We start from the raw sequence: 21,467 nt of genomic DNA, 5'->3' as shown, positions 1-21,467 counted from the left end.
CCGCGCCCGCCGGGCTGAGGCTGGGCGACAGTCGGTGCCACGAGCCCCTTATGCGCGCCTTTGGTTCGGTTTCTCCGATTCTCGTCGTCGGCCCGTCCTGGGTCGGCGACATGGTGATGGCGGGAAGCTTGATCGAAAGCCTGCGCGTTCGGGAACCGGGACGGCCCATCGACGTCATCGCGCCACCCTCCGCCCTTCCCATCGCCCGGTTGATCCGCGGGGTGCGGCGAACCATTCCCCTCGGTCTCGGCCATGGCGAGTTCGGCCTCGTGGCCCGCTGGCGCGCCGGCCGGGCGCTGCGCGAGGAGGGATATGGCAAGGCCATCATCCTGCCACGCGCCTTCAAGGCGGCCATTGTGCCGTTCGCCGCGGGGATCCCCGAGCGCATCGGCTATGCCGCCGAGGGGCGCAGCCTTCTCCTCACCGAGGCCCGGGAGGATCGCGACCGCAAGACCGCCCGCACCATCGACCGATTCGTCGCGCTCGGCGCACCGCGCGGCGACCAGATGAAGGCGCCGCGGCCGGTGCTGCATCTGCCCGACGGCGCCGCCGAGGCGGCGGCCTCCCGCTTTCCGCTCGCCGGCAGCGGCGCGATCATGGCGCTGTGTCCCGGCGCGGAATATGGCCCTGCCAAACGCTGGCCGGCCGCCAAGTTCGCCCGCCTCGCGAACCTTGCGCAAGCGGCGGGCTACCGGATCCGGGTGCTCGGCGGGCCGAAGGACGCGCCGATCGCGGAGGAGATCGTGCGACTGGCCGGCACGCCGGTCGACAATCTCGTCGGACGCACCAGCCTCCTCGACGCGGCCGCCATTCTCGCGGCGGCGGATGTCGTCGTGTCGAACGATTCCGGTCTGATGCACGTTGCCGGCGCGCTCGATCGCCCGCTGGTGGTGCTCTATGGCTCCAGTTCGGAAAAGCTGACGCCACCGACCGGGCCGCGCTCCTCGGTCGTGTCACACGATCTGCCCTGCCGGCCCTGCTTCAAGCGCGAATGCCCGTTGAAGACCCTTGCCTGCTTCGAGGCGATCCAGCCGGCTGAGGTGTTGGCCGCGGCGGTGCGGGTCCGGGGATGAAGGTTCTCATCGTCAAACTCTCTTCGCTGGGAGACGTGGTCCATACGTTTCCCGCGCTGAGCGACGCCGCGCGCGCGATTCCGGGCCTGGTGGTCGACTGGGCCGTGGAGGAATCGCTCGTGCCTCTGGTGCAGCTTCATCCGGCGGTGCGGCGCGCCATCCCGGTGCCGCTTCGGCGGCTGCGCGGCAATCCGCTCGCGGCCTGGCGCTCGCAGGAGGGCCGGGCGGTGCGCGCCGCTCTGGCCGCGGAACGGTATGATGCGATCCTCGATGCGCAGGGCCTGATGAAGAGTGCCTTGATCGCGACCCTGGCCCGCGGCCGCCGCCACGGCTTCGCCTGGGGCAGCGCGCGCGAGGGGGTGGCGAGTCTCGCATATGGCCGGCGCTACGCGATTCCCGAAGTGGAGCACATGGCGGTGCGGATCCGCCGGCTGTTCGCCGCGGCGCTCGGCTATGCCTTGCCAGACCTCGCGCCCCAACGCGCGCTCGGCGTGCCGCCGGCCGAGCCGGGCACGCCCTATCTGGTGCTGCTGCACGGCACCACCTGGAGCACCAAGACCTGGACCGTGCTGCGCTGGCGCGAACTCGCCCAGATCGCCGCGTCCGAAGGCCTGGCGGTTCGCGTCTTCGCGCTCGGCGAGGCCGAGACGCACCGCGCCCAGGCGATCGCCCGCGATCTGCCGGAGGTGGAGATCCTGCCGCCTTTGCCGCTCGACCGGCTGGCGCCGATTCTGGCGGGGGCGCAGGGCGTGGTGACCGTGGATTCCGGGCTGGGGCACCTCGCGGCCGCGCTCGGCGTGCCGACGCTCGGCCTCTACGGACCGACGGACGCGCGGCTGACCGGCCTCTATGGCCCCAAGGCGCTCGAGCTGCGGGCGTTCCGCCCCTGTGCGCCGTGCGAATCGGCGCATTGCAAGATCGCCCCGCACACCCTTGAAGGCCCACCCTGCATGGTCGATCACGCCGCCCGCGCCGCGTGGCGGGCGCTCAACGTGCTGCGCTTCGGCCATGCCGATCGCACCCAAAGAAACGCGGCGCCGGCGACGCGCTGATCCATCGCGACCGTTGCAGTGCACGCGCGCGCCTCTATAGTCGGCAGAGTCGTCGGTTTCCTTCGGGAATGAAAAGGGAATGCGGTGCGGGATCCGTCCCCATGCCGCAGCTGCCCCCGCAACTGTCGGCGGTGAGCGTTCCCCGGTGCGCCACTGGAGCCCAGCTCCGGGAAGGCGGGGAGAGGCGACGAACCGCGAGCCAGGAGACCTGCCGAAGATCGCCACCCCGCCGCCGTGCGGGCAGTCCAATCGGCCCTCGGTGGGAGGGCAGGGAGTCCAAGATGATCCGGTCTCGCAGTGTCGCCCTCGCTTTGCTGTCGCTCGCCGCGCTCGCCGCACCGGCCCATGCGCACCACATGATGGACGGCGAGCTGCCGGGGACTTTCTCCCAGGGCCTCCTGTCCGGGCTCGGCCATCCCGTGATCGGCCTCGATCATCTGGCCTTCATCGTGGCGGCCGGCCTGGTGGCCGGCGCCTATGGCCTCAGCCTCGCGCTGCCGGTGGCCTTTGTCGGCGCCTCCATGGTGGGCGTGCTCGCCCATGTCGCCGGCGTTTCGCTTCCGGGCGCCGAACTTCTGGTCGCCGCTTCGGTTCTGCTGATCGGCGTGCTGCTGGCGCGCGGCGCGGCGCTCGGCACGCCGGTCTGGGCCGGCCTGTTCGCGGTGGCCGGGCTGTTCCATGGCTATGCCTATGGTGAGTCGATCTTCGGCGCCGAGGCGACGCCGCTCGTCGCCTATCTCGCCGGCCTGTTCGTGATCCAGAGCGCCATCGCGGTCGGCGTCGCCCTGGCGGCCCGCGGTCTTGCGATCGCACCGCTGAATGCGCGGCTCGCCGGCGCGGCGGTCGCCGGGATCGGCATCGCCGTTTTGGCCGGCCAGATCCTGCCCGGCTAGCGGAGACCGGCCGTGACCGGCCGGATCATTCTGATCCTGGGCGGCGCCCGCTCGGGCAAGAGCCGCCATGCCGAGGCCCTGGTGGAGCAATCCCCGGGGCCGCTCGCTTATGTCGCGACGGCGCAGGCGTTCGATGCCGAAATGACCACGCGGATCGACATCCACCGCGCGCGGCGCGATGTGCGCTGGCAGACCCACGACTGCCCGTTCGACGTCGCCGCTCTGCTCGCCGACCTGCCGTCCGCGCAGCCGGTTCTGGTCGATTGCCTGACATTGTGGCTGACCAACCATATGCTCGCGGACCACGACCTCGCCCGGGAAGAGGCCGCTTTGCTGGCGGCTCTTCGCCCCCGCGCCGCGGACCTGGTGCTGGTCGCCAACGAAGTCGGCTTCGGCATCGTGCCGGACAATGCGCTCGCGCGCCGGTTTCGCGACTGCGCCGGCCGCCTCAATCAGGCCGTCGCGGCGCGCGCCGACCGGGTGATCCTGGTGGTGGCCGGCCTTCCTCTCACGGTAAAGGACGTGGCATGAGCGACGCGAGCGGCGAAGACCCCGGCAAGATCGCCTTGGGCGCACCCGACGACGAGGCCGCGCGGCACAAGGCGAAGATGGCCAAGCGCAAGGCCGTCCAGGACGCCGAGGTCGCCGAGAAGACCCGCGAGAAGGGGCTGCTCATCGTCCATACCGGGCCCGGCAAGGGCAAGAGCACGGCCGCGTTCGGCCTCGCTTTGCGCATGCTCGGGCGCGGCGGGCGCGTGGGGGTGGTTCAGTTCATCAAGGGGGCGTGGCAGACCGGGGAGCGGGAGGCCTTCCAGGCGTTCGGCGACCGGGTGGACTGGCACGCGATGGGCGAGGGCTTCACCTGGGAGACCCAGGACATCGCCCGCGACAAGGCGGCCGCCGCCCGCGCCTTCGCCCAGGCCCGCGCGATGATGGCCGATCCCCGCCTGTCTCTGCTGATCCTCGACGAACTCAACATCGCGCTGCGCTACGGCTATCTCGACCTCGCCGACGTGGTGGCGGTGCTGCGCGACCGCCGGCCCGACCTCCATGTCGTGGTCACCGGGCGCAACGCCAAGCCGGATCTTCTGGCGGTGGCCGACCTCGTGACCGAAATGGCGCTGGTGAAGCACCATTTCGCCGCCGGCGTGAAGGCGCAGGCCGGCATCGAATTCTGACCCTTCGCGCCGAGATTGAGCCGGGAGCCGATATGGTCGCGCTGATGTTTCAAGGCACCGGCTCGGACGTCGGCAAGTCGCTCCTCGTCGCCGGCCTGTGCCGCGCCTTCACCGATCGCGGCCTCCGGGTGCGGCCGTTCAAGCCGCAGAACATGTCGAACAATGCCGCCGTGACCGCGGATGGCGGCGAGATCGGCCGCGCCCAGGCGCTCCAGGCGCGCGCCGCGCGCTGTGCGCCGCAAGTCGACATGAACCCGGTTTTGCTGAAGCCGCAGGGCACCGCCGGCGCCCAGATCGTGGTCCAGGGGCGCGTCTTCGGCGCGGCCCGGGCGGCCGCGTATCAGGCGATGAAGCGGGATCTTCTGCCGTTTGTCCTGGAGAGTTTTAGCCGGCTCAGCAGTGCGTGCGATCTGGTCCTGGTGGAGGGGGCGGGGAGCGCCTCGGAGATCAATCTGCGGGCCAACGACATCGCCAATATGGGCTTCGCCCGCGCAGCAAACGTGCCCGTGGCGATCATCGGCGACATCCATCGCGGCGGCGTCATCGCCAGCCTCGTCGGGACCAAAGCGGTTCTTGATCCAGAGGATGAACGGCAGGTTTGCGGATTCATTATCAATAGGATGCATGGGGATATTAAACTTTTCGACGAAGGCATGCGGCAGATCGCGACGCGCACCGGATGGGCGCCGCTCGGCCTCGTGCCACACTTTGCCCAGGCTTCTCTGCTGCCGGCCGAGGATTCGCTCGCGCTCGATGCCCTCCGGCCGCGAAAAGAGGGCGCGCGGCGGCTGATCTGCGTCCCGATCCTGCCCCATGTATCGAATTTCGACGACCTCGATCCGCTGGATGCCGAGCCGGCTCTCGACATATGCCGGCTGAGCCCGCGCGATACCCTTCCGCCGGACGCCGACCTCGTCCTGCTGGTCGGCTCGAAGGCGACGCGGGCCGATCTCGACGCGCTGCGGGCCGGCGGCCTCCATCACGACATCATCGCCTTCGCCCGGCGAGGCGGACGGGTGATGGGCCTGTGCGGAGGCTATCAGATTCTCGGCACGCGCATCGCCGATCCCGACGGCGTCGAAGGACCGCCCGGCACGACGCGCGGGCTCGGCCTGCTCGACGTCGCGACCATACTGACGGCGGGCAAGACACTGACCGAGGTGACCGGGCGCTCCTGGCTGGACGCGCCCTTCCGCGGTTACGAGATGCATATGGGCGAGACCGCCGGCCCCGATGCGGCGCGCCCCTTCGCCCGGCTCGCCGACGGGCGCGCCGACGGCGCGGTCTCCGCCTCCGGCCGGATCGCCGGCAGCTATGTCCACGGCCTGTTCGCCGACGATGCCCAGCGGGCGGCCTGGCTGGCGCAGCTCGGCGCCGGGCCGTCGCAGATCGGCTATGACGCCCAGATCGAGGCGACGTTGGACGCTTTGGCGGCCCATCTCGCCGCTTCTATCGACCTGGACCGGCTCCTCAGCCTGGCGCGATGAGCGTTGCCAGCGCGCCGAGCGAGAGCGCGCCGACGAGCAGGGCATCGGCGCGGCGGTAGAGCCGCAGCGCCGCCCTGATGTCGGCCGGCCCGATCTCGCGCCGTCCGTCCCCCATGAAGGCGGCATCGACCGGCACGCCTCCGTAAGACCGCGGTCCCGCGATTGCGATACCCAGGGCGCCGGCCATGGCCGCCTCCGGCCAGCCCGCATTGGGCGACCGGTGCCGCGGCGCATCGCGCCGCATGGCGCGCCACGCCCCCGCCGCCGAGGCGCCGGGCTGCGTGCGCGCCGCCGCGACCAGGAGCAGGCCCGACAGGCGCGAGGCGGGAAGATTGACGAGATCGTCCAGGCGCGCCGCGGCCCAGCCGAACGCCTGGTGGCGCGGCGTCTTATGGCCGATCATGCTGTCGGCGGTATTGACCGCCTTATAGGCGGCCGCTCCCGGCAGACCGCCGATGGCGAGCCAGAAAGCCGGCGCCACGATGCCGTCTGAAAAATTCTCCGCGAGGCTCTCGATCGCCGCGCGCGACACGCCGGCGACGTCGAGCTGGGCCGGATCGCGTCCGACGATCTGCGAGACCGCGGCCCGTCCCGCCGCGAGACCCTCATCCTCCAGCGCCTGCGCCACCGCGGCGACATGGGCATGAAGCGAGCGCTGCGCCAGGAGCGAAGAGGCGAGGATGGCAAGCCCGATCAGCCCGAGCGGCAGCGCGAGCAGGACATGCTGGAGCAGCGCGCAGGGAAGGGCCGCCGCGGCGAGGATGACGAGGAGGGCGGCGATGCCGCGGACGCGCCGCGCCGCAAACGAACGATCCGGCCGATTGAGCCGGTCGTCGAGAGCCGCGATGAGGCGTCCGATCCAGATGACCGGATGGCCGATGCGCGGCAGCAGGCGGGCGGGATAGCCAACGGCCGCCTCGATCAGAAGCGCGAGCGCCGCCACAGGAAGGAAAGGCACGCAATCACCCCCCGAACGGGCCTCAGATGGTCCAGTCCAGATCCTCGGCCCGCTCCAGATAGCCGTTCTCGCCGAGATAGGCGATGACCTCGTCGGCCAGATCCTCGGCGCTCCGCGTCCCGCCGGAAAGCCGCAATTCGGGCGCGAGCGGCGGCTCATAGGCGCTGTCGATCCCGGTGAAATTCTTGATCAGGCCTTCGCGCGCCTTGCGATAGAGCCCCTTGGCATCGCGCGCCTCGGCCACCTCGATCGGCGTGTCGACATAGATCTCGACGAATTCGCGCGGCCCGAGCAGATCGCGGGCGAAGCCGCGCTCGGTGCGGAACGGCGAGATGAAGGAAACGATCACGATCAGACCGGCATCGGCGAACAGCTTCGCGACCTCCGCGACGCGCCGGATATTCTCCACCCGGTCGGCATCGGTAAAGCCGAGATCCTTGTTGAGCCCGTGGCGGACATTGTCGCCGTCGAGCACATAAGTGTGCCGCGAGGCGGCATGGAGCTTCTTTTCGACCAAGGTGGCGATGGTCGACTTCCCCGCTCCGGAGAGGCCGGTGAACCAGAGCACGACCGGCTTCTGGTGGTTGAGCGCGGCGCGCGCCGTCTTCGAGACCTTCAGGTCCTGCCAATGGATATTGGTCGCCCGGCGCAGGCCGGCGCGCACCATGCCGGCGCCCACCGTCTGGTTGGTGTGGCGATCGATCAGGATGAAGGCACCGGTGCCCTGGCAGCTCGCATAGGGATCGAACGGGACCGCATCCCGCAGCCCGATATGCACCTCGCCCACCTCGTTGAGGGCAAGGCTGCGGGCCGGCTGCGGGGCGAAGCTGTCTATGTCGATCCGGTTTCGGACGGCATTGATGCTCGCGCCCACGGTGCGCGTTCCGATCTTCAGGAGGAGCGGCCGGCCGGGGGCCAGCGGGTCCTCGTGCATCCAGATGACGTGCGCCGCGAACTGGTCGGCAAGCTCCGGACGCGCATCGGCAGCGGCGAGGAGGTCGCCGCGCGAAACGTCGATCTCATCCTCCAGGGTCAGGGTGACCGCTTGTCCGGCGCCGGCTTCGGCGAGTTCGCCATCGGCGGTCACGATCGACTTCACCCGCGAGACATGCCCGGTGCGGGCCACCACAATCCGGTCGCCCGGCTGCACGCGGCCGCCGACGATCGAGCCGGAAAAGCCGCGGAAATCCAGATTGGGGCGATTCACCCACTGGACCGGCATGCGGAACGGCGCGCTTTCGGCCCGGTCCACCTCGATCTCTTCGAGATAAGGCAACAGACCGGGGCCATCGTACCACGGCGTGCGGGGGCTCGGCGCGAGCACGTTGTCGCCGTGGCGGGCGGAGAGCGGTAAGGCATGGACGGTCTCGAAGCCGAGCCCGGCGGCCATGGCCCGATAGTCCGCGACGATGGCGTCGAACGTGGCCTGCGAAAAGTCCACGAGATCGATCTTGTTCACAGCCAGCACGACGTGGCGAATGCCGAGCAGCGAAACGATGAAGGAATGCCGGCGCGTCTGGGGCAGGAGGCCGTGGCGCGCGTCGACGAGGAGGATGGCGAGGTCGGAATTGGAGGCGCCGGTCGCCATGTTGCGGGTATATTGTTCGTGGCCCGGCGTGTCGGCGACGATGAATTTGCGCCTCTCGGTCGCGAAGAAGCGGTAGGCGACGTCGATGGTGATGCCCTGCTCGCGCTCGGCCGCGAGCCCGTCGACCAGAAGCGCGAAATCGAGGTCGTCTCCCGCCGTGCCGAACTTCTTCGAGTCGCGGGCCAGCGCGGCGACCTGATCGTCGAGCAGGAGCTTCGTGTCGTAGAGCAGGCGGCCGATCAGGGTCGACTTTCCGTCATCCACGCTGCCGCAGGTGAGAAAGCGCAGAAGGCCCTTGGTGTCGGACGCGACAAGGTCCGGAGACGGCGCGGCCCGCATCAGAAATAGCCCTCCCGCTTCTTCTTTTCCATCGAGGCCGCCTCGTCGTGATCGATCAGCCGGCCCGCGCGCTCCGACGTCCGGGCGACGCGCATTTCGGCGACGATCGCCTCCAGCGTGTCGGCATCGCTGTCGACGGCGGCGGTGAGGGGATAGCAGCCGAGCGTGCGGAAGCGCACTTTGCGAAGCTCCGGCACCTCACCGGGGGAGAGAGGCAGGCGCGCATCGTCGACCATGATCATCTGGCCGTCGCGCCACACGACCGGCCGTTCCGCCGCATAATAAAGCGGGACGATGGGGATGCGCTCGGCCTGGATATATTGCCAGATATCCAACTCGGTCCAGTTGGAGAGCGGAAAGACGCGGATCGATTCCCCCGGCCGGACCCGCGTATTGTAGAGGTTCCAGAGTTCCGGCCGCTGGGTCTTCGGGTCCCAGGCGTGACTGGCGCTGCGAAACGAGAAGATGCGTTCCTTGGCCCGGCTCTTCTCCTCGTCCCGCCGGGCGCCGCCGAACGCCGCGTCGAAGCCATGCAGGCTCAAGGCCTCCTTCAACGCTTCGGTCTTCATGATCGCGGTGTAGAGCGAGGAGCCGTGATCGAACGGATTGATGCCGCGTGCCGCGCCCGCGCTGTTGGTATGGACGATCAGGCGGAAATCCAGGTCCGCGGCCATGCGGTCGCGGAAGGCGATCATGTCGCGAAACTTCCAGCCGGTGTCGATGTGGAGCAGGGGGAAGGGCGGGCGGGCCGGATAGAATGCCTTCACCGCGAGATGCAGCATGACGGCCGAATCTTTGCCGATCGAATACAGCATGACGGGATTGGCCGATTCCGCGGCGACCTCGCGCAGGATGTGGATCGATTCCGCCTCGAGGCGCTGGAGATGCGACAGCCGGGCAGGGGCCGGGGTGGGGGTGGGGGAAAGCTGAACCATCGTCGTCACCCCTCCACCGGAAGAATGGCGAGCGGCGCCAGCCGAGGATCGCCATAAGCCACGAAATGCGGGTTCGCGAACGGGGCGTCGTCGGTCCGGGTGTCCTTGCCGTAGCGCAGGGGCAGCCCGTCGCGGCAGACGACGCAGCCGCCCGCCGCCCGCAGGACGGCATCGCCCGCCGCCGTGTCCCATTCCATGGTTCGACCGAAGCGCGGATACAGATCGGCGCGTCCCTCGGCGATCAGGCCGAATTTCAGCGAGGAGCCCGCCGACAGCACGCTGGCGCCGGGCAGGCGGTCGATCCAGCTTCGGGTCGCCGCATCGGCATGGGACCGGCTCGCCAGCACGGCCAGCGCGTCGAGCGCGGCTGCGCGCACCGTGATCGCTTCGGCGGGGCCGATCCTGCCGGACTCGATCCGATGCTTGGCCGCGCCCGCGCCGACCACGCCGCCATAGAGGATCCCGAGCGCCGGGGCGTAGACCAGTCCGGCGACCGGGCACCCGTCCTCCACCAAAGCGACATTCACGGTGAACTCGCCGTTGCGCGAGACGAACTCGCGGGTGCCGTCGAGCGGGTCCACCAGATAGAAGATTGGCGCCGCGCAAGCGGGTCCCCCGGCGGACACCTGCTCCTCGGCCACCACCGCGACGCCGGGGGACAGGAGTGCCAGCCCCTCGAGGAGGATGGCCTCGGCCCGAAGGTCGGCTTCCGTTACGGCAGAATTGTCCGCTTTGTGCGCAATGGTAAAGTCGGTGGCATAGACGTCCAGGATCGCGGCGCCGGCGGACACGACGAGGCGCATGAGATCGGGCAGAAGAAGACTAGCAGCGGCGCGCGTGGACATGCCCGTTTCCCAAACCAACCGGAGTTTCGCGACGGGTGCCGCGGATCTGCCGGTCCAAACCAGTTCTGTTTCGGCGAAAGCCGGATACCACCGAACGCCGGATACCACCGAACGCTCTCGCTGGGGAGGGATCCAAGGCGCGCCGAGCCGTTCGATCCCTAAGCGTCGCCGCAGAGATTTGCAATATTTTTGTGGTGATTAATAATTTTTACGCAATAATATTGTGTTTTATGTGTTAGACGGCGTCATATTTCAGGGGACGCTGCCGTGTTGTTGTTATAAACGCCGCATCATTATCCCGGCAGGTGTTCGGACAGCGACAAGAGGGCGACGGCATGCGGGTTGCAATGATCGGGACGGGCTATGTGGGGCTGGTATCCGGCGCGTGCTTCGCCGATTTCGGCCACCACGTCACCTGCATCGATAAGGATGCGGGCAAGATCGCCATGCTCCGCGAAGGGCGGATCCCGATCTTCGAGCCGGGTCTCGACGAACTCGTGGCGCGCAATTGCGCCGCCGGACGGCTCGACTTCGACACCGACCTCACCCGCGCCGTGAAGGAGGCCGAGACCGTCTTCATCGCCGTGGGCACGCCCTCGCGGCGCGGCGACGGGCACGCCGACCTCAGCTATGTCTTTGCCGCCGCCCGCGAGATTGCTGCGGTCGCGGAAGGCTTCACCGTGGTGGTTACGAAGTCGACGGTGCCGGTGGGGACCGGCGACGAGGTCGAGCGGGTGATCCGGGAGACCCGGCCCGAGGCCGACATTTCGGTGGTGTCGAATCCCGAATTCCTGCGCGAAGGCGCGGCGATCGAGGATTTCAAGCGGCCCGACCGGGTCGTCGTGGGCACCGAGGATCCGCGTGCCCGGTCCGTGATGGCCGCGCTCTACCGGCCGCTCTCGCTCAACCAGCTGCCGCTGATGTTCACTGCCCGGCGGACGTCCGAGCTGATCAAATATGCCGGAAACGCCTTCCTCGCCATGAAGATCACCTTCATCAACGAGATGGCCGACTTGTGCGAGCAGGTCGGGGCGAACGTTCAGGACGTGGCGCGCGGCATCGGCCTCGACAACCGCATCGGGGCGAAATTTCTCCATGCCGGACCGGGCTATGGCGGTTCCTGCTTCCCTAAGGATACGCTCGCTCTGACGCGCACGGCGCAGCAGGTCGGCACGCCGCTGCGCATCGTCGAGACCGTGATCGCGGTCAACGACGTGCGCAAGCTCGCCATTGCGCGGAAGGTCGAAAAGGCGCTCGGCGGCCAGGTCCGGGGGCGGACGGCGGCGATCCTCGGCCTGACCTTCAAGCCCAACACCGACGACATGCGGGACAGTCCGGCTCTGTCGATCATCCACGCGCTCCTCGACAAGGGCATGCGCGTGCGGGCCTTCGACCCGGAGGGGATGGACGAGGCCAGGAAAGTTCTGCCCGCCGCGGTCGAATACGGCACCGGCCCCTATGACGTTGCGCAGGATGCCGACTGCCTCGTCATCGTGACCGAATGGGACGCCTTCCGCGCCCTCGATTTCGACCGGATGAAGGCGATCCTGCGCCAGCCCGTTCTGGTCGACCTGCGCAACATCTATGTGCCGGACCAGATGGCGCAGCTCGGCTTCGTCTATGAGAGCGTCGGGCGTCCGGTGGGGCAGAGCGCGGAAGAAAATCTCGACGCCGCGGAATAGACCGGGCAGGGCGGTTCATATCGCCGCAAAGCCTTGCGGTTCACGGAAGCTTGGCGCGAGACGCCGAGCTGCGCAGCAGGAACAAGTATCTCCGCCTCACGTTCGATGGCTAGGCAGGATGCGCGGCGCGTCCTGCCCCCCACATCCGCCAAGAACGGGAGCTTCGCCATGGGCCTTTTCTCAAAAGACATTGAAACCATGGACGATTTGTTCGTCCATACGCTTCGCGACATCTATTATGCCGAGAAGCGCATTCTCAAAGCTCTGCCCAAGATGATCGACAAAACGTCGGATGCCACGCTGAAGCAGGCGTTCCAGGCGCATCTGAAGGAAACCGAGGGCCATGTGACGCGGCTCGAGGAAGTGTTCCGGATGCACGGCGTCGAAGCGAAGACGGTGACGTGCCCGGCCATCGACGGCATCATCGACGAGGCCGAGGAAATCGCCGGGGAGATCGCCGACAAGGAAGTCCTCGACGCCGCACTGGCGGCCGCCGCGCAGGCGGTGGAGCATTACGAAATGACCCGCTACGGCACGCTGGTCGCCTGGGCGAAGCGCCTGGGACGCGCGGACTGCGCCCGCGTGCTCGAAAAGACCCTGGCCGAGGAGAAAGCCGCGGACCAGAAGCTGACCAGCATCGCCGAAGGCAAGCTGAACATCCGCGCCGCCGAATAGGCCCGCGCGGAGTTTCGCATTTCCCAGCCGCAAGAGAGGGCGCCGGCCGTGTCGGCGCCCTAAAAACAAGCCCCACAATTCGCAGAAGAGATATTATGGAACATGACGGGATATCCCGCGTTCCGGGAAATCCCCCCGGTTCAGGCCGACGCCTCCAAAGCCCGGATCGCGCCGCGCAGCTCGGCGAGACCGCGCAGCCGCCCGATGGCGGTATAGCCGGGATTGGTGCGCTTGCCGGGCGCGAGATCGTCCAGCATGCGGTGGCCATGGTCCGGGCGGAACACGATGCGGGCGCCCGGCGCGCGGAGCCGGTCTTCCGCCAGCAGCGCCTGCAGGACGGCGATCATGTCCACATCGCCGTCGAGATGATCGGCCTCGTGGAACGACAGGCCGTCCGCCTCCCGCTTGGTCGCGCGCAGATGGGCGAAGGCGATGCGCGGCGCGAAACGGCGCGCCATGTCCGGCAGATCGTTGTCCGGCCGCACGCCGAGCGAGCCGGTGCAGAAGCACATGCCGTTGGCCGGCGACGGCACGGCCGAAAAGAGAGCGGCATAATCGTCGGCGGTCGAGGCGATGCGCGGCAGGCCGAATAGCGGCCGCGGCGGATCGTCGGGATGCAAAGTCAAGGTGACGCCGAGCTGCTCCGCCACCGGTGCGACCCGCGCCAGAAAACCGATCAAATTCGCCCGCAGCGCCGCAGCGTCGATGCCGCGATAGGCGTCGAGCGTGTCCCGGAAGCCTTCTATGGTGAGCGGCTCGGTGGTGGAGCCCGGCAAGGCGCTGGCGATCACCCGGACCAAGTCCGCGACGTCCGCGGGCGCCATGCGCGCGAACGCCGCTTGCGCCCGGCCGATCGCCGCGCCGTCATATTGCCGCTCCGCCCCCGGACGGCGCAGGATGAACAGGTCGAAGGCGGCATAGCGGTCCTGGTCGAAGCGCAGCGCGCGGGCGCCGTTCGGCAGTTCCCATTCGAGATCGGTGCGCGCCCAGTCGATCACCGGCATGAAATTGTAGCACACGATCTTGATGCCGTTCCGCGCCACGGCCTCGAGGCTGGCGATCCAGGCGTCGATCGCCGCCGTCGCGCCGGCGCCGTCGCGTTTCACGGCGTCGGGGATCGGGATCGATTCGACCACGCTCCAGCGCAGCCGGCTTCGATGCGGCGCGGCATCCTCGATCTCCGCTTTGCGCCGGGCTACGTCCCGTTCGGTCCAGGCTTCGCCGATCGGCACATGATGCAGGGCCGTCACGATGTCGCTCGCCCCGGCCTGACGGACGTCGTCGAGGCTCACCGGATCGTCCGGCCCGTACCACCGCCACCCCTGCCGCATGTCCGCCTCACCTTGTCGTCGAACTTCACCGAATTCGAATATATGTTATTTATCAGGTCTTTGAGAGAACACCCTCACGTTCGTGCAGAAGATTCGGGGATCGCAAAGGTCAGCATGTCGTGGGCCGGCACGACGCCGTCCGGCAGGCGGGCGGCGAGTTCCGCATAATCGAGATCGGTGTGGAGATTGGTCAGAATGGCGCGTTGCGGTTTCAGCAGCGCGATGTGATCCAGCGCCTCCCTGACGGTGAAATGCGTGGGGTGCGGCAGGTCCCGCAGCGCGTCGAGGATCCACATGTCGAGCCCGCGCAACTGGTCCAGGCTGTTTTCGGGGAAGGCGCTGACATCGCTCGAATAGGCGACGTCGCCGAAGCGGAACCCGAAGGAATCGATCTCTCCGTGGCGCTGGCGGAACGGCAAAGCGGTGATCGGCCCCCCCTTCCCTGTCACTTCGATCGGCCGCCCCTCGTGGAAGCGGTGCTCGGTGAGGATGGGGGGATAGGTGCCCGAGGGCGGCGTCTCGAAGCAATAGCCGAAGCGCGCATGCAAGGCGGCCGACGTCTCGTCATCGATATAAGCGTCGAGGCGCCGCCGGTGGTGAATCGCCAGCGGGCGCAGATCGTCGATCCCGTGGGTATGGTCGGCATGCGAATGGGTGAAGAGAACGGCATCGATATCGTCGACGCCGGCATCCAGCAATTGCTCGCGCAGGTCGGGCGAGGTGTCGACGAGGACGGTGGTCACGCCCCCCGGCCCGTGCCGCCGAACCAGCAGCGAGCACCGGCGGCGGCGATTGCGCGCATCCGCCGGATCGCAGGCGCCCCAGCCTTGACCGACGCGCGGCACGCCGCCGGAGGATCCGCATCCGAGAATGGTGAACGTGAAGGACATGATCGGCTCGCGGGCAGCCGCATTTCGGGCGCGCGAGCCGCCGCGACGGCGATCTGCGCGTTCCGCGACGCGGGTAACACCCTCCATGAAGGGAACGGAAGCGGGATCTGACGCTCCGACGGCATCCAATGACGGCACCGTCGCAGCCGGACCGACACTAGCGCCCTGCGCGGCCTCGACCAAGCCCTGCGCAGCAGGTTTGCACCCCCGCGCAGCATGTTTGCACCCCCGCGCAACCTTCCGCCGCGGGCGGCGTTAACGGAAAGCTCGGCCGTCTGGCCGCCGGAGGATCGCGTGCCGTCCGCTCATGTCTGCCCCCCCTCGCCCCGTCCGGCGCACCGCGCGGTGCGCTTTGGATCGTTCCGGCCGTGAAGCCTCCCGCAGCGGACCGCGCGTCCGGCGACCGCGCGTCGCGCAGCAAGCCGCTCGTCATCCCCGACGGGTTGCCGAAGATCGCCTTCGGCACCGATAAGGTGAACTGGCTCATCGGCTTCGTGACCATCGTCGCGATGCTCTATTTCGCGCGCGACGTGCTCGTGCCGATCGCCCTGGCCGTGCTTCTCAGCTTCGTGCTCGCGCCGCTGATCCTGGGGCTGCGCCGGCTGCGGCTGCCCCGCACCCTGTCCGTGATCGTGGTCGTCGCCTTCGCCTTTGTCGGCATCGTCACCCTCGGGGGCGTCGTGGCGAGCCAGATCGTCGAGCTGGCGACCGACCTGCCCCGTTATCAGCAGACGATGCGCGAGAAGATCCGCACGCTGAAGGACACGGCCGAAGGATCCGGGACCTTCGATCGCCTCGGTCAGATGTTCCAGGATCTCGGCCGGGAAATCGATCGTCCCGACATCCCGGCGCCCGGAGGCCCAATGCCCTCCGCCACGAGCGCCGATCCGCTTCCGGTCGAAATCCACGACCGCGCGCCGGGCACGATCGGCATGCTCCAGTCGGTGATCGAGCCCCTGGTCCATCCGCTTGCGACAACGGGCATCATCATCATTTTCGTGATCTTTATCCTGCTCCAGCGCGAAGACCTGAGGAACCGCTTCATCCGTCTTGCCGGCGCCCAGGATATCCAAAGGACCACCGCCGCCTTGGACGAGGCTGCCGCGCGCCTGTCCCGGTTCTTTCTCACGCAGGTCGCGCTGAACGCCGCGTTCGGCACCGTGATCGGCTTCGGCCTGTGGGTGATCGGCGTGCCGAGCCCGGCCCTCTGGGGGCTCCTGGCGGGAGTGCTGCGCTTCGTGCCCTATGTCGGCGCCATCATCGCCGCCTTGCTGCCGATCACCCTCGCCATGGCGGTCGATCCCGGCTGGAGCATCGTGGTCTGGACCGTGGTGCTGTTCGCCGTGGTCGAGCCTCTGGTCGGCCACATCATCGAGCCGATGGTCTATGGCCGAAGCACCGGCCTCTCGCCGGTCGCCGTCGTGGTATGCGCCACGTTCTGGACCTGGCTGTGGGGGCCGATCGGCCTCGTTCTTTCGACCCCCCTCACCTTGTGCCTCGTCGTGCTGGGGCGGCACGTGGACCAACTCGATTATCTCGACGTGATGCTGGGCGACCGCCCTGCCCTCAGCGCCTCCGAGTTGTTCTACCAGCGCATGCTGGCGAGCGACCCCACCGAAGCGACGAGCAAGGCGGAAGAGTTTCTGAAGGAAGGCACGCTGCTGGGCTATCTCGACGAGGTCGCCCTGCCCGGCCTGCGGCTCGCGGAGCGTGATGCGGAGCGCGGCAGCCTCGACGACGAGCGGGTCGAACGGCTGCGGACGAGCGTCAGCGAACTGTTGGACAACCTCTCGGATTACGACGACGTGGCGCGGGACGGCGATACGCACGACGTCGAAACCGAGGCGGCGCTGGACGAATCCGGCCGGCCGGCGCGCGTCCGACCGCGCTTCGATCCTTCAGCTTTGCCGGAGCGCTGGCAAGGCGCGACACCCGTGCTCAGCCTTGCGCTTCGCTCCGGCCTCGACGCGGCAGCGGCGGCGGTCGCCGCCGATCTCGTGGGACGCCACGGCCTGGTCACCCGCCTGGAAGGGCCGGACCAGCTTTCCAGCGGCGCATTGTCGGACCTTGGCCGTGCCGGTTTTGCCGTGGCGATGCTGTCGACGCTGGAAACCCGCTCGGCCGCCCTGATGCGCTATTCCGTCCGGCGCCTGCGACGCCGCATTCCCGGGGCGCGCATCATTCTCTGCGCCTGGGGTGCGCAGGAGGATCGGGCGTTCCGGACCACGTTGGAGACCGGTTCAGGCGCAGACATCGTGGCAACCACCATGGACGAGATGCTGGCCGGTCTGATCCGTCTCGCGGCAGAGGAGACCGGCACGCCCCCGACCGACGGGCGCGAACCCAACGATGCTCGTCTCGTCGACGCCTGAGGGAGGCATTACCACTCAGATGTGCTTCCCCCGCCTGCGCCGGCGTGGGCGGGGCTGCACGGGATCGGATGAGCCGCTCACGCCGAAAATCATTCCCCATTCGGCTGAGGCCACAGCCGCCCGGCGAGAGATCAAAAACAAGTGATCCGATGGCCGAGATATCGGGATCGTCAAGCTCCCGATCCCGGCATCTCAAAACTTTGAGGCCCCGAGTCTTTTCATTGCCGCGGTCGCGATTCCCGTCGCGTGCCGGAGCCGTCGGCAGGATCAAAAAGGCGAGCGCCGATCCCGAACCTGCTGGCGCTGGGGGGCTTTCGAAAGGGAAGGCCCCGCGAGCGGCGGGGTTTTCACCCCTCGCGATCCCAGCGGAAGGAAATGCCAATGCAGACGAAGCATGTACTCGGCGCGACAGTCGCCACCCTCGGTCTTGCGATCGGCTCCCACGGCGCAATGGCTCAGCAGCAAACCACGCAACCCGGGATGCAGCGCCCGGCCACCGCACAGCAGCAGATGCCGGCTCAGCAGAACCGTCAGCCGGGAATGCGCGGCGCAACGCAGGGCGAGCAGGGCCAGCGCCAGCAGGTGGCGCAGCAATGCCTCCAGAATCTCCAGGCGTTCGACCGCCGCCTCGACCAGGACGGCTATTGGCTCGCGGGCTGGGGAACACCCGGCTACGGGACCGATGCCAACAGGAATGCAGATAATCGCGGAGGGGATCGCCGCGCTGCGGAAACCCGCGCGACCGACCCCCGCGCCGAGGCCAATCGCGGGGCCGATGATCGCGCAACGACACAGCCGACTCGGGGCGGCACCACCGCGCAGACGGCCACCCCCAACACCAACCAGATGTGGGCGGGAGACGGCTGGGGCATCCGCTCGGCGCCCTATCAGATCCGCACCCTGCGGGCGGCCGTGAACGTCCTCGCGCATCGGGGCGATGAACAGGCCTGCGCAACCGTTCTGGACGAACTCCGCCAAGTCTATAACGGCTATTCCAACGAGCTGAAGCAGGCCGGCGTGAACGCCAACGAGGTCTCGAACTGGCGTCAGCAGCGTCTGGTCGGCGCCCGGCCGGTGAGCGAAGTGCAGACCGGTCTCATCAATCTCGCCAACGTGACCGCGACGGAAGTCCGCAATCCGAAAGACGAGCAGCTCGGCACGGTCGAGGATATCGTTCTCGATCCCGGCAATGGCGACATCCGCTATCTGATCGTCGCCAGCGGGGGCATTCTCGGCCTCGGCGAGGATATGGTGGCGGTTCCGTGGTCGTCGGTGCGGGCCACGTCCGGCCTGAACACCTTCGTTCTGAACGTGTCAGAAGACGTCATCGATCAGGCGCCGACGGTGGATCCGGACCGCTTCTCCGATCCGAACCAGTCCACTCAGGACCGCCAGCGCGTCGACACCTTCTGGCGCGAACACGCCGGCTGACGGGATTCCAGCGCAGGAGGGCCACGGCCCTCCTGCCGCCCCGGGGGGCGCCGGCGCCTTCGGTCCGCGAGATGCACCGTCGTGCGATGCGGCGTCGTGCCCCTCCTATTCCAGACTGTAGAGATAGGCGGCGATGTCCCGTGCATCCGCGCGTGACACGCCCATGTCCGGCATCGCGGTGCGGGGGGAGATCTGCGGCGGATTTTCCAGCCAGCGCAGCAGGACCGCGGGCTCGTTCGGCACCAGGCCGGCAATCATGGCCCGCCGAGCGAACCGGTCGAGCGGCGGTCCGACGACGCCTTTGACGCCCGCGACGCCGGGAATCGCATGGCACGTCTGACATCCATAAGACCGAACGAGGACATGGCCACGCGCAGGGTCGCCGTCCGCCACCTGCCGTCCAGCCGGCACGACGCGATCGCATCCTGCCGACAGCAGAGCACCGAGGCCGATCGCTATGATGCGGAGGACGTGGCTTGAGATGGCGTCGGACACGGCGTCGGCTTTCAAGGTCGCGCACTGCTCGAAGTGCAATGCCCGGGCCGGTCCGGATGTTCCCTCGACCCCCGGCCGAACCGGTGAGCGCCGGTGCCTTCCGAGAAGGGGACCAGGAGATCCGGCCTCAGGAGAACGCTCCGTCAGACGGCACTTTTAGGACCCGGCAAGAAACATTTTTCCAAGGTGCGGCGTTACCTGGGCGATGGCGCGGTGCGTCCCGAGCCAAACTCACCCAACCCGTGCGGGTTCACAGGGAGAGCCAGGATGTCGCGAAACCTGACTCCCGCCTCTGGCATGATGTGCCGCGCTCTGGTCTGTGCGACGCTTGTTGTGCTCGGCGGCGGCCCGGGTCGCGCACAGTCCGGGGGCGCGGCCGTCTGGCAGCCAGGGGCAGTGCGCGCCGAGGAGGTGTCGCGCGGCCGTGCGGTCGTCGTCGGCGCGGTTGGGATCGGCGCACCCGGCGGAGCCTGCTTCACCTGCCATGGCTTGCAGGGTGCGGGAGACGCTGCCGCCGTATTTCCCAGCCTGTTCGGGCAAAGCCCTGAATATCTCTATCGAGCCTTGAGGGATTACGCGTCGGGCGCGCGCGAAAACGTGGTCATGTCGCCCATCGCCCGCGCCCTCGACGACCAGCAGATGCGGGACGTGTCGATCTATTTCGCGGTGCAGATCCCGGTGCGCGCGGCCTTGCGCCCGACGCTGGATCCCGAACGGCTCCAACATGGCGCGCACCTGGCGGCGGTGGGTTCGGCAGCGCGCGGCATCCAAGGCTGTGTCAATTGCCACGGCCCGGCAGGGCGCGGTCTTCCTCCCTTCTATCCCGCGCTGGCGGGACAGCATGCGGCCTATATCGAGGCCCAGCTCCGCGCCTGGAAGACCGGCGCGCGCAAGGGCGATTTTTTGGCGGTGATGGAAAGCATCGCCCGACGGATGACCGAATTCGACATTGAGGGGGTTGCTGCCTATTACGCCGCCCTCGCTCCGGCCGCGCCGGGCACGGCGACGCGGGACATCCGCACGTTGCCGCCGGTTCCGGCATCGGCCCCACCCGGCGGATACGGGAGCCCCAGCCGATGACGCATCTTTCCCTTCGGCTTGCCCGCTTCGCGCTCGGCGCGTGGATGTGCGTGCTCGCGGCGGCTCCGGCCTGGGCACAGGCGAACGTGTCCGACGAGGTGACGCAGTCGCGCGGCGCATCCGGATCGCAAGCCGGCGGCGACGGCGTCGCGCGGCTGACGCATGTCGGCGCCGGCACGAACAACGGGACCACCACCGGCTATAGCGGGCCCAAGAGCCCGCCGACCGTGCCCCCCGGCCAGACGCGGGTGCCGCCGCTTCCGCAGGCCGCATTGTGCGACGCCTATCAGGGGTCCGCGGCCCACCAGCCCTGTCTTCAGACCGTCCTGCGCGCGTCAGCGAAGGGAGATCGCCCATGACCCGACCCGTTTCCCGCCGACATCTTCTGAAGACCGGCGCCGCGAGCGTCGCGGGAGTCGGCGCGGCCGTCGCCATCGGCACCTGTGACGAGAGCGGCTTTCCGATCTGCCGCGGATCGCAGGCCGCCGCCCAACCCGCGGCTCCAGCCCCCGCTTCCCCCGCCTCGAACGCAGCGGCCGCCGCGCCCTCCGGCACGGGCATGTTGTTCTTCTTCAACGACCCGGAAGCGGCTTTCGTGACCGCGGCGGTGGACCGCCTGATCCCGCCGGATGCGACCTTTGCCGGCGCCGCGGCAGCCGGGGTGCTGACTTATATCGATCGGCAGCTCGCGAGCGGTTTCGGCGCCGGAGACCGCATGTATCTCGACGGGCCATGGCTTGCCGACGCGCCGCCCGAGCAGGGCTACCAATTGCGCTTCACGCCGGCGCAGCTCTACCAGATCGGCATCGAGGAAATCCGCGCCCATGTCCGGGCGGCGAATGCCGGCCGCGAATTCTGGGACTTGGGCGAGGCCGAGAGGGATGATGTGCTCTCCGGCCTGGAGACCGCACGCATCGTTCTGCCCTCTTTGCCGGCGCCGGTCTTTTTCGAGACTCTGCTCGCCAATACGATCGAAGGCTTCTTTGCCGACCCCGCTTATGGCGGCAATCGCGACATGGTCGGGTGGCGCATGGTGGGCTTTCCCGGTGCCTATGCGCAATATCTCGAACTCGTCGATGCCTATGATTACGCGTACCGCCGCGAACCGATCAGCATGGCGAACGAGGACGCGCGCCACGCCCACCTCACCGACCACCCGTGAG

Annotated in this window: 20 protein-coding genes and 1 riboswitch; of the genes, 13 read left to right on the top strand and 7 right to left on the bottom strand. The window is 68.4% G+C overall.

The features are described from left to right. Positions 1–50: 50 nt before the first annotated feature. The 6 genes from waaF (at position 51) to EDC64_RS21285 (ending at position 5,683) form a co-directional block, all read left to right on the top strand. Positions 51–1,073: a lipopolysaccharide heptosyltransferase II gene (gene waaF / locus EDC64_RS21310; protein ID WP_132035293.1), complete on the top strand. Its 1,023-nt coding sequence runs from the start codon at positions 51–53 to the stop codon at positions 1,071–1,073. Further along, positions 1,070–2,125, top strand: a complete 1,056-nt coding sequence (waaC, locus tag EDC64_RS21305; protein WP_132035291.1) for a lipopolysaccharide heptosyltransferase I — start codon at positions 1,070–1,072, stop codon at positions 2,123–2,125. Before waaF ends, waaC begins: the two co-directional genes overlap by 4 nt. A gap of 36 nt (positions 2,126–2,161) precedes the next feature. Beyond that, positions 2,162–2,355, top strand: a riboswitch (cobalamin riboswitch). Between the two features lie 51 nt (positions 2,356–2,406). Continuing rightward, complete coding sequence (locus EDC64_RS21300; RefSeq protein ID WP_132035288.1) at positions 2,407–3,018, top strand: HupE/UreJ family protein; 612 nt, start codon at positions 2,407–2,409, stop codon at positions 3,016–3,018. 12 nt (positions 3,019–3,030) lie between these two features. Then, complete coding sequence (cobU, locus tag EDC64_RS21295; protein WP_132035286.1) at positions 3,031–3,549, top strand: bifunctional adenosylcobinamide kinase/adenosylcobinamide-phosphate guanylyltransferase; 519 nt, start codon at positions 3,031–3,033, stop codon at positions 3,547–3,549. Beyond that, complete coding sequence (cobO, locus tag EDC64_RS21290) at positions 3,546–4,196, top strand: cob(I)yrinic acid a,c-diamide adenosyltransferase (protein WP_132035283.1); 651 nt, start codon at positions 3,546–3,548, stop codon at positions 4,194–4,196. The genes cobU and cobO overlap by 4 nt, the downstream gene beginning before the upstream one ends. Positions 4,197–4,228: 32 nt before the next feature. Continuing rightward, the gene (locus tag EDC64_RS21285; RefSeq protein WP_245504827.1) at positions 4,229–5,683 is read left to right on the top strand and encodes a cobyric acid synthase; all 1,455 of its coding nucleotides are present in this window, start codon (positions 4,229–4,231) and stop codon (positions 5,681–5,683) included. Here EDC64_RS21285 and cbiB read toward each other — a convergent pair. The 4 genes from cbiB to cysQ are packed head-to-tail and all read right to left on the bottom strand — an operon-like array spanning position 5,667 to position 10,348. Beyond that, positions 5,667–6,641: an adenosylcobinamide-phosphate synthase CbiB gene (cbiB, locus tag EDC64_RS21280; RefSeq protein ID WP_132035280.1), complete on the bottom strand. Its 975-nt coding sequence runs from the start codon at positions 6,639–6,641 to the stop codon at positions 5,667–5,669. The two genes, EDC64_RS21285 and cbiB, sit on opposite strands and share 17 nt — an antisense overlap. A 22-nt stretch (positions 6,642–6,663) precedes the next feature. Then, positions 6,664–8,568, bottom strand: a complete 1,905-nt coding sequence (gene cysN, locus EDC64_RS21275) for a sulfate adenylyltransferase subunit CysN (RefSeq protein WP_132035277.1) — start codon at positions 8,566–8,568, stop codon at positions 6,664–6,666. Further along, the gene (gene cysD / locus EDC64_RS21270; RefSeq protein ID WP_207916157.1) at positions 8,568–9,503 is read right to left on the bottom strand and encodes a sulfate adenylyltransferase subunit CysD; all 936 of its coding nucleotides are present in this window, start codon (positions 9,501–9,503) and stop codon (positions 8,568–8,570) included. The genes cysN and cysD overlap by 1 nt, the downstream gene beginning before the upstream one ends. 5 nt (positions 9,504–9,508) lie before the next feature. Beyond that, positions 9,509–10,348 carry a 3'(2'),5'-bisphosphate nucleotidase CysQ gene (gene cysQ, locus EDC64_RS21265; protein ID WP_132035274.1) on the bottom strand — a complete coding sequence of 280 codons (840 nt, stop codon included), beginning with the start codon at positions 10,346–10,348 and terminating at the stop codon, positions 9,509–9,511. A gap of 335 nt (positions 10,349–10,683) precedes the next feature. Between cysQ and EDC64_RS21260 the strand changes: the two genes are divergently transcribed. Continuing rightward, positions 10,684–12,030: a UDP-glucose dehydrogenase family protein gene (locus tag EDC64_RS21260; RefSeq protein ID WP_132035271.1), complete on the top strand. Its 1,347-nt coding sequence runs from the start codon at positions 10,684–10,686 to the stop codon at positions 12,028–12,030. Positions 12,031–12,198: 168 nt separating this feature from the next. Further along, complete coding sequence (locus tag EDC64_RS21255; RefSeq protein WP_132035268.1) at positions 12,199–12,705, top strand: YciE/YciF ferroxidase family protein; 507 nt, start codon at positions 12,199–12,201, stop codon at positions 12,703–12,705. Positions 12,706–12,845: 140 nt separating this feature from the next. Here the strand turns inward: EDC64_RS21255 and uxuA are convergent, their stop codons facing one another. Continuing rightward, entirely contained in the window at positions 12,846–14,036 is a 1,191-nt protein-coding gene (gene uxuA / locus EDC64_RS21250) for a mannonate dehydratase (RefSeq protein WP_132035265.1), read from the bottom strand. A 74-nt stretch (positions 14,037–14,110) separates the two neighbouring features. After that, on the bottom strand, positions 14,111–14,926 hold the full coding sequence (locus EDC64_RS21245; RefSeq protein WP_132035262.1) for an MBL fold metallo-hydrolase: 816 nt from the start codon (positions 14,924–14,926) through the stop codon (positions 14,111–14,113). 368 nt (positions 14,927–15,294) lie between these two features. On the opposite strand from EDC64_RS21245, the gene EDC64_RS21240 reads away from it, so the two are divergent. Further along, positions 15,295–17,298, top strand: a complete 2,004-nt coding sequence (locus EDC64_RS21240) for an AI-2E family transporter (protein ID WP_132035259.1) — start codon at positions 15,295–15,297, stop codon at positions 17,296–17,298. 381 nt (positions 17,299–17,679) lie between these two features. After that, positions 17,680–18,729, top strand: a complete 1,050-nt coding sequence (locus tag EDC64_RS21235; protein ID WP_165933851.1) for a PRC-barrel domain-containing protein — start codon at positions 17,680–17,682, stop codon at positions 18,727–18,729. Positions 18,730–18,834: 105 nt separating this feature from the next. Here the strand turns inward: EDC64_RS21235 and EDC64_RS21230 are convergent, their stop codons facing one another. Beyond that, positions 18,835–19,140, bottom strand: a complete 306-nt coding sequence (locus tag EDC64_RS21230) for a c-type cytochrome (protein ID WP_207916156.1) — start codon at positions 19,138–19,140, stop codon at positions 18,835–18,837. A 417-nt stretch (positions 19,141–19,557) separates the two neighbouring features. Between EDC64_RS21230 and EDC64_RS21225 the strand changes: the two genes are divergently transcribed. The 3 genes from EDC64_RS21225 to EDC64_RS21215 are packed head-to-tail and all read left to right on the top strand — an operon-like array spanning position 19,558 to position 21,466. Then, positions 19,558–20,304: a c-type cytochrome gene (locus EDC64_RS21225; protein ID WP_165933850.1), complete on the top strand. Its 747-nt coding sequence runs from the start codon at positions 19,558–19,560 to the stop codon at positions 20,302–20,304. Further along, positions 20,301–20,663 (top strand): hypothetical protein, encoded by a 363-nt coding sequence (locus EDC64_RS21220; RefSeq protein WP_132035250.1) that lies wholly within the window; start codon positions 20,301–20,303, stop codon positions 20,661–20,663. Before EDC64_RS21225 ends, EDC64_RS21220 begins: the two co-directional genes overlap by 4 nt. Next, complete coding sequence (locus EDC64_RS21215; RefSeq protein WP_132035247.1) at positions 20,660–21,466, top strand: gluconate 2-dehydrogenase subunit 3 family protein; 807 nt, start codon at positions 20,660–20,662, stop codon at positions 21,464–21,466. Before EDC64_RS21220 ends, EDC64_RS21215 begins: the two co-directional genes overlap by 4 nt. Position 21,467: the final 1 nt, after the last annotated feature.

This window comes from Aquabacter spiritensis, from assembly GCF_004346185.1.
Lineage (GTDB): Bacteria > Pseudomonadota > Alphaproteobacteria > Rhizobiales > Xanthobacteraceae > Aquabacter > Aquabacter spiritensis.
The sequence above is the reverse complement of the archived record's forward strand: the minus strand, read 5'-3'. Positions and strand labels throughout refer to the sequence as shown.